Annotated in this window: 2 protein-coding genes; both read right to left on the bottom strand. The window is 71.6% G+C overall.

What is annotated here, in order from left to right:
• Positions 1–3,162, bottom strand: a 3,162-nt coding sequence (locus IG74_RS0142790) for a type I polyketide synthase (protein WP_030688848.1), incomplete at its 3' end; no start/stop codon positions are given.
• An 82-nt stretch (positions 3,163–3,244) separates the two neighbouring features.
• The coding region (locus IG74_RS0142785) for a type I polyketide synthase (RefSeq protein ID WP_030688846.1) at positions 3,245–9,521 on the bottom strand (6,277 nt) is incomplete at its 5' end.

The following is a 9,521-nucleotide window of genomic DNA, read 5'->3' as shown; positions in this document are numbered from 1 at the left end:
AACCGACCCGTACTCCAGCCCGTTCTCCGCCGCCCGCACATACTCACCCGACACATCAACCAACTCAGCCCCCACCGGAGGCCACACACCAAAGTCGAAGGAAGCCGTGTCGGCACCTGCCATCGGCGCGAGCACACCACGGGCATGGCACGTCCATGGCGCGCCCTCGCCCTCTGCCTCCTCCCGCGAGAACACGCTCACCTCACGGAAGCCGGAAGCATCCGCCTCCCCCGCCTCGACCTGGATCCGCACCCCACCGTGCTCGGGCAGGATCAGCGGCGCCTCAAGGACGAGTTCCTCAATCCGGCCGCAGCCGACCTGGTCCCCGGCCTGCCCCACAAGCTCGACGAACGCCGTCCCGGGCAGCGGGTGCCCCAGCGAACCCAACCCCACCGAACCCACATCACCCACACCCGCGGGGGCATCAAGCCAGAAGCGCTCCCGCTGGAAGGCATACGTCGGCAGCTCAATCTGCCGACCGCCCCGGTCCTCCAGCACGGCGGCCCAGTCCACCTCTGCGCCGTTCACGAATACCTCGGCGGCGGAGGTCAGGAACCGCTCCAGACCGCCCTCGTCGCGGCGCAACGTGCCCACGACCACGGCCTGCGCGTCAACGGCCTCGACCGTCTGCTGCACCGGCAGGGTCAGCACCGGGTGCGGGCTGACCTCGATGAACACGCCGTGCCCACTGCCGAGCAGGGTGCGGGTGGTGGACTCCAGCTCCACGGTCTGGCGCAGATTGCGGTACCAGTACTCCGCGTCCAGCCCGGCCGTGTCCACCAGCTCGCCAGACACCGTCGAGTAGAACGGCACTTCGGACGTACGCGGCTTCAGGTCCGCCAGAACCCTCAGCAACTCCTCGCGAATCTCCTCCACATGCGCGGAGTGCGAGGCGTAATCCACCGGAACCCGGCGGACCCGCACCTCCTCACCCTCCAGCTGCGCGACCATCTCATCCAGCGCACCCGCGTCACCGGACACCACAACCGAACCCGGGCCATTCACCGCGGCAACAGATATCGCACCGTCCCAGGCGGCGATACGCTCCCGGGCCTGGTCGACCGGAAGCCCGACCGACACCATCCCACCCCGACCAGCAAGACCGGCCGCGATCGCCTGCGAGCGCAGGGTCACCACCTTCGCCGCGTCCTCCAGCGACAGCGCACCCGCCACACACGCGGCCGCGATCTCACCCTGGCTGTGACCCATCACCGCATCCGGCACCACACCCACCGAACGCCACAACCGCGCCAACGACACCATCACCGCGAACAGCACCGGCTGCACCACATCCACCCGGTCAAACCCAGGCGCACCCTCGGCACCGCGCAGTACGTCCGTCAACGACCAGTCGACGTAAGCCGACAGGGCCGACTCACACTCACCCATCGCCTCCGCGAACACCGGCGAAGACTCCAGGAGACCCACCGCCATACCCGCCCACTGCGCCCCCTGACCCGGGAACACAAACACCGAACGGCCGGGAGGCGCGCTCTCGCCCACCACCACGCCCGGAAGAGCGGACTTCTCCGTGACGGCGCCCAGGCCGGACAGCAACTCGTCCCGGTCCCGGCCCACCAGCACCGCGCGGTGCTCCAGCACCGACCGAGTCATGACCAGCGATCGCGCCACGTCGGCGGCGCCCAGTTCCGGGCGCTCCGCCACGAACTCCCGCAGCCGCCCGGCCTGTGCCCGCAGCCCCTCCTGGCTGCGGCCCGACACCAGCCACGCCACCGGACCATCGGCGACCTCGGCCTCAGCGTCGTCGGCCGCCTCGGCCTCCGGAGCCTGCTCCAGGATCACATGCGCGTTCGTCCCGCTCACGCCGAACGAGGACACGCCGACCCTGCGCCGCTCACCCGTCTCCGGCCACGGGGTCGACTCGGTCAGCAGCGATACCGCCCCCGCCGACCAGTCCACATGCTCCGACGGCTCCTCCACGTGCAGGGTCTTGGGAAGCACACCGTGCCGCATCGCCATCACCATCTTGATGACGCCACCCACGCCCGCGGCCGCCTGTGTGTGCCCCACGTTCGACTTGAACGAGCCCAGCCACAACGGCCGGTCGGCTCCGGAGCGCTCCTGGCCGTAGGTGGCCAGCAGCGCTTGTGCCTCGATGGGGTCGCCCAGCGGTGTTCCGGTGCCGTGTGCCTCCACCGCGTCCACATCGGCGGCGGACAGGCCGGCGTTGCGCAGCGCGTCGCGGATCACCCGCTGCTGCGAGGGGCCGTTGGGAGCCGTCAGGCGGCTGCTCGCCCCGTCCTGGTTCACGGCGGCGCCCCGTACCACGGCCAGCACCTGGTGCCCGTTGCGCCGGGCGTCGGACAGCCGCTCCAGCAGCAGCACACCGGCGCCCTCGGACCATCCGGTGCCGTCGGCGGCGTTCGAGAACGACTTGCAGCGTCCGTCCACGGCGAGTCCGCGCAACCGGCTGAACTCGACGAACACCCCTGGTGTCGCCATCATGGCCACGCCACCGGCGAGCGCGAGCGAGCAGTCGCCCTTGCGGAGCGCCTGGACGGCCAGTTGGAGCGCCACGAGCGACGAGGAGCACGCGGTGTCCACGGTCATGGCGGGGCCTTCGAAGCCGAAGGTGTAGGAGATGCGGCCGGAAGCGACACTTCCAGCGCTGCCGTTGCCGAGGTGGCCTTCGAGGCCCTCCGGTATGGCCTGGATGCGGGAGCCGTAGTCGTTGTACATCACGCCGACGAACACGCCGGTTCGGCTGCCACGCACCGACGCCGGGGCGATGCCCGCCCGCTCGAACGCCTCCCAGGACGTCTCGAGGAGCAGCCGCTGCTGCGGGTCGGTCGCCAGCGCCTCACGCGGGCTCATGCCGAAGAAGGAGGCGTCGAAGCCGTTCGCGTCGTGCAGGAACCCGCCCTCACGCGTGTAGCTCTTGCCCGGCTTCTCCGGGTCGGGGTCGTACAGGTCCTCGTCCCACCCCCGGTCCACGGGGAAGGTGGAGACCGCGTCGGTGCCCGATGCGACCAGCTCCCACAGGTCTTCGGGCGACTCCACCCCGCCGGGATACCTGCACCCCATGCCGACGATCGCGATGGGCTCCCGGTCCCTGTCCTTGAGTTCCTTCAGCTCTTGACGAGTTTCGTGCAGGCTGGCCGTCGCGCGCTTGAGGTAGTCGCGCAGCTTGGTCTCGCTCACCGTTTCTTGTCACTCCTCTGAGCACCCCGGACAGGGGTGGAAAGCCTTCGGCCGGTAACTTCCGGGGACGGGGGCGTCCGCGTCACGAGAGCTCCTCGTCGAGGAAGTCGAAGATCTCGTCGTCGGTCGCCGACTCGAACGTGTCGGCGGCGACGACCCCGCCATTCGCCGTCTCCGCCTGCTGCCCCGCGGTCAGCTTCGCCAGGACCTGCTGCAAGCGCGAGGTGAGACGTGCCGCGGCGGCTTCGTCCGCCACCACCTCGGTGATTGAGCTCTCCAGCTTCTCCAGCTCCGACAGAACCGGCAGCACCAGCGATGCGTCCGGCTCTTCCGCGCCCAGCGCCTGCGCCAGGTAGCCGGCCAGCGCCCTGGACGTCGTGTAGTCGAACAGCAGGGTGGCGGGGAGTCGCAGACCGGTCACCGTGCCCAGCTGGTTGCGCAGTCCGACCGCGGTCAGCGAGTCGAAGCCGAGCTCGAGGAAGCCACGGTCAGGGGCGATCATGCGCGGGCTGTCGTGGCCCAGCGCCATGGCCGCGTGCTCCGTGACCAGTTCGAGGAGCGTCTGCTGCCGGGCGGCGGGGTTCATCGAGCCGATACGGCGACGCAGGTCGGCGGGGTCGGCACCGGAGCCGCCCGTGGGCGCCTTCGCTGCGCCGCGTCGAGCCGTGGTCCGGATGATGCCCCGCAGCAGCGCCGGGATCGGCCCGTCCTGGGCTCGCCACGCCGCGGCGTTGAGCCGTGCCGGTACCAGGGTGGCCGCGTCGATGCCGCAAGCGGTGTCGAACAGGGCCAGGGCCTCCGCGGAGGACATCGGGGTCACGCCTTCGCGGGCGAGGCGCCGCATATGGGCCTCGTCCAGCTTGCCGGTCATGCCGCTGCGCTCCTCCCACAGGCCCCAGGCGAGCGACTGGGCGGGAAGGCCCTCGGCCCTGCGCCGGTGGGCGAACGCGTCCAGGAAGGCGTTGGCGGCCGCGTAGTTGGCCTGGCCGGTGCCGCCGAGGGTCCCGGAGAGCGAGGAGAAGAGCACGAACGCGGACAGGTCGAGACCGGCGGTCAGCTCGTGCAGATTGAGCACCGCGTCCACCTTGGGCCGCAGCACACGGTCGACCCGCTCGGGGGTGAGGGCTTCGACGACGCCGTCGTCCAGCACTCCGGCGGTGTGCACCACGGCGGTGAGCGGGTGTTCGTCCGGCAGGGAGGCCAGGAGCGCGGCGAGGGAGTCGCGGTCGGCGGTGTCACAGGCGGCGACCACGGCATGGGCGCCGAGGTCCGTGAGCTCCGTCCGCAGTTCGGCCGCGCCGTCCGCGGCGAGGCCGCGGCGGCTGACCAGCACGAGGTGGCGGACGCCGTGCTCGCCGACGAGGTGCTTGGCGACCAGGCCGCCGAGGCCGGATGCCGCCCCGGTGACCAGGACGGTGCCCTGCGGGTCCCAGGTGACGCCGGTCGTGGCCGACGGCGCGCCGCCCTGCTCGGACGCGCTGCCGCGGGCCGCCACCCGGGCCAGCCTGCCGGCCAGGACCGTGCCGTTCCGGACCACGATCTGTGGTTCGTCGGTGGTGAGCGCCGCGGGGAGGATCCGGCGCGAGCCTTCCTGGTCGTCCAGGTCGGCCAGGACGAACCGGCCGGGATTCTCGGACTGGGCCGAGCGCACCAGGCCCCAGACGGCCGCACTGGCGGGGTCGGCCACATCGGTGTCGTCGCCCGCGGCGATGGCCCCCTGGGTGAGGAACACCAGCCGGGAGGCGCCGAGGCGGTTGTCGGCCAGCCAGCTCTTGAGCAGGTCGAGGGCGTGGTGGCCGGCCTCCCGTACCGCCGGTGCCAGTTCCCGCGTCCGGCGGGTGCGGGACACGTTCGTGGCGAGTACGACGTCGGGCGCGGTCGCGCCCGCGTCGATGGCCTCGGCCAGGGCCGCGAGGTCCGGGTAGGTGTCCACGGTGACATCGGCCGATCCGAGGAAGCCGGTCAGCTCGGCCCGGTCGGGTCCGACGAGCGCCCAGCGCCCGGTGGCCGCGCCGCTCGTCTCCGGGGCGGTCGGCACCCATTCGACCTGGTACAGCGACTCGTACGGCTGGGCCGAGTTGACCTGCTCCGGGGCCACGGGCCGCAGTACGAGGGAGTCGACCGAGGCGACGAGCGCGCCGGAGGTGTCGGTGACGTGCAGGGAGACCGTGTCCTCGCCGACGCTCGTCAGCCGTACGCGCAGCGCGGACGCGCCGCTTGCGTGGAGGGTCACGCCGTTCCACGAGAACGGGAGGGTGCTGCCGTCGCTGCCAGACGGCTTGAACGCCACGGTGTGCAGCGACGCGTCGAGCAGCGCTGGGTGGAGACCGTAGCGCGCGGCCTCGCCCTGCTGCGCCTCGGGCAGGTCGACCTCGGCGAAGATCTCGTCACCACGGCGCCAGGCGGCGCGCAGCCCCTGGAAGGCCGGGCCGTAGGCGAAGCCGACGTCGATGAACCGGTCGTAGAGATCCGCCACGTCGACGGCCTTCGCCTCCGCGGGCGGCCACACGGCGAAGTCGGCGGCCACGGACTCCGGTGCCGTGGTGGACGGATCCTTGCTGAGCAGGCCGGTCGTATGACGTGTCCAGGGGTCGTCCGGCTGGGCGTCCTCGGGCCTGGAGTGCAGGTTGAGCGAGCGGGCTCCGGACGCGTCGGGCTCGCCCACGGCGAGCTGGATCTGGACCGCGCCGCGCACGGGCAGGACCAGCGGCATTTCGATGGTCAGTTCCTCCACCCGCTCGTAGCCCACCTGCTCGGCCGCGCGCAGGGCCAGTTCCACAAAGGCCGTGCCGGGGAAGAGAACGGTGTCCGCGAAGGCGTGGTCGGCCAGCCACGGCTGAGTGGCGACCGACAGGCGCCCGGTGAACAGGTAGGTGTCGGTTTCGGCCAGGGCGACGGCGGCGCCGAGGAGCGGGTGGTCGGGCGAGTCCAGGCCGGCCGATGTCACATCTTCACTGGTGGTCGGCGCGGCTTCGAGCCAGTAGCGCTGCCGCTGGAACGCGTAGGTGGGCAGTTCCACCCGCTGGGCGCCGTGCCCGGCGAACACCGCGTCCCACTTCACCGTGGCGCCGTGGACGTGGAGTTCGGCCAGCGCCGTGGTCAGCGACTGGAGCTCGGGCCGATTCTTGCGCAGCACGGCTACGAGGGCGGGGGCGACCGCGCCGTCGGACTCCGCGGCCGTCAGGCAGTCCTGCGCCATCGCGGTGAGCACACCGTCCGGGCCCACCTCGACGAACGAGGTCACGCCCAGGTTCTCCAGGGTCCGTACCCCGTCCGCGAACCGCACGGCCTCGCGCACGTGCCGGACCCAGTACTCCGGCGAGCACACCTCGTCAGCGTCGACCGGGGTACCGGTGACATTGGAGACCAGGGAGATGGTCGGCGGGGCGAACAACAGCCCCTCGACGACCTTCCGGAAGTCACCGAGCACACCGTCCATGCGCGGGGAGTGGAAGGCGTGGCTGACCCGCAGGCGGCGGGTCTTACGGCCCTCCCGCTCCCACTGTCCGGCGATCTCCAGCACGGCGGGCTCGTCGCCCGCGATGACCACGGCCGTGGGGCCGTTGACGGCCGCGATGCTCACCTCGGCCTCACGACCGGCCAGCGACGCGGCGACCTCCTCCTCGGGCGCCTGGACGGCCACCATCGCGCCGCCTTCGGGCAGCGCCTGCATCAGACGGCCACGGGCCGCCACCAGGGCGCACGCGTCCTCCAGGGAGAACACCCCGGCCACGTGGGCGGCGGCGATCTCACCGATGGAGTGGCCGATGAGCACGTCCGGGGTGATGCCCCAGTGCTCCAGGAGCCGGAACAGCGCCACCTCGATGGCGAACAGCGCGGGCTGGGTGAACGCCGTCTGGTTCAGCAGTTCAGCGTCGGCACTGCCCTCGGCCGCGAACATCACCTCGGTCAGCGGACGGTCGAGCAGCATGTCGAGATACGCGCACACCTCGTCCAGCGCCTGGGCGAACACCGGGAAGGCGTCGTACAGCTCCCGGCCCATGCCGAGCCGTTGCGCGCCCTGACCCGAGAACAGGAACGCCGTCTTGTGCTCGGCCCGTGCCACGCCCTGGATCAGCGTGGCCGCGTTCCTGCCCTCCGCCAGCGCTTCGAGCCCGGAGCGGAACTGCGCCGGGTCCTCCGCGACCACAGCAGCGCGGTAGGGCAGGGCGGAGCGGGTGGTCGCCAGCGAGTAGCCGATGTCGGCGACGTCACCGGCGTCCGCGGTGCGCACGCCGTCGAACTCGCGCAGCCGCCCGGCCTGAGCGCTCAGCGCATCGGCGTTGCTGCCGGAGAGCAGCCAGGGAACCACCGTGATACCGGCCGGCGAACCGGTGGCATCGCCACCCGTCTCCGGCGACTGCGACGGCGACGGCGACGGCGACGGCGACGGCGACTCAACGGGGTCGGCCGCCTCGATGATCGTGTGCGCGTTGGTGCCGCTGATCCCGAAGGACGACACGGCGGCCCGGCGCGGGCGGTCCGTCTCCGGCCACGCGGTCGCCTCGTTCAGCAGCGACACGGCGCCGCTGGTCCAGTCGATGTGCGGCGAGGGCTCGTCCGCGTAGAGGGTCTTGGGCAGGACGCCCTCGCGCATGGCCATCACCATCTTGATGACGCCCGCGACACCGGCCGCGGCCTGCGTGTGACCGATGTTCGACTTGATGGAACCCAGCCACAGCGGCTGGTCCTCGGGCCGTCCCTGGCCGTACGTGGCCAGCAGCGCCTGCGCCTCGATCGGGTCACCCAGCGCGGTGCCCGTGCCATGGGCCTCGACCGCGTCCACATCGGCGGCCGACAGGCCCGCGTTCTCAAGGGCCTTGCCGATCACGCGCTGCTGCGACGGGCCGTTCGGCGCCGTAAGACCGTTGGAAGCGCCGTCCTGGTTGATCGCCGAACCCCGGACGACGGCCAGCACCTGGTGCCCGCGACGCCGGGCGTCCGACAGCCGCTCCACCAGGAGCAGGCCCACACCCTCGGACCAGCCGGTGCCGTCGGCCTCGGCGGCGAACGCCTTGCACCGTCCGTCCGGCGACAGCACACGCTGGGCGCTGAACTCGACGAACGTGCCCGGCGTGGCCATGATCGTCACACCGCCGGCCAGCGCCATGTCGCACTCGCCCTGGCGCAGCGACTGGCAGGCCAGGTGCAGGGCGACCAGCGACGACGAACACGCGGTGTCCACCGTCACGGCCGGGCCCTCGAAGCCGAAGGTGTAGGAGAGACGGCCGGAGGAGACGCTGGACGCGCTGCCGAGTCCGAGATAGCCCTGCACACCGTCCGGCGCGCTGATCGCCCGGCCGCTGTAGTCCTGGTAGTTCGAACCGATGAAGACACCGGCCTGGCTGCCGCGCAACGCCGCCGGGTCGATGCCGGCCCGCTCGAACGCCTCCCAGGACGTCTCGAGGAGCAGCCGCTGCTGCGGGTCCATGGCCAGGGCCTCACGCGGTGAGATGCCGAAGAAGTCCGGGTCGAAGTCGGCGATGTCGTCCAGGAATCCGCCGGTGAGCGCGTAGGTCTTGCCCGGCTTGTCGGGGTCGGGGTCGTAGAGCCCCTCGAGGTCCCAGCCACGGTCGTCGGGGAATCCGGAGATCGTGTCGACTCCGGCGTTCACCACATCCCACAGCTGCTCAGGGGTCCGCACGCCGCCCGGGAAGCGGCAGCTCATCGCCACGATCGCGATGGGCTCGTCGAACGAGTCCGATCGGGTCGGCGTGATCTCGGCGGCGCCGCCTTCCTCGGTACCGAACATCTCGCCGTTCAGGAACCGCGCCAGCACCGTGGGCGTGGGGTAGTCGAAGACCAGGCTGACCGGCAGCCGAAGGCCGGTCGCCGCGCCGAGGCGGTTGCGCAGTTCGACGGCGGTCAGCGAGTCGAAGCCGAGGTCGCGGAAGGCACGGTCCGAGGCGACCGCGTCCGCGCTGTCGTGAGCGAGGACATCGGCGGCCTGGGCACGCACCAGATCGCGCAGCGCGGCTTCGCGCTTCTCCCGGGGCAGAGCTTCCAGCCGGTCGTGAAGTTCCGCCCGCCCGCGGTCGGCGCTGCCCGGCGTGGACTGCTTCCCCGTGGCCGTGGTCCGCGCGCTGCGCAACTCGCGGAAGAGGGGGGTGTCGAAAGAGTCCGCTTCGAAACGTGTCCAGTCGATGTCCGCGACGGCGAGGAACGTCTCGTCGTGGTCCAACGCCTGCTGCAGCGCCGAAATCGCCAGCTCGGGGGACATGGGCAGCATCCCCGAGCGACTCATCTGCTCGCCGACCTCACCGGAGCCGAGTCCGCCACCGGCCCAGGCACCCCAGGCGATCGAGGTCGCCGCAAGACCGTCCGCACGCCGCTGCAACGCCAACGCGTCGAGATACGCG

The sequence above is a fragment of the Streptomyces sp. NRRL B-1347 genome (assembly GCF_000720325.1).
Classification (GTDB): Bacteria; Actinomycetota; Actinomycetes; order Streptomycetales; family Streptomycetaceae; genus Streptomyces.
Note: the sequence above shows the minus strand (reverse complement) of the source record. Positions and strands in the feature narration are given on the sequence as shown.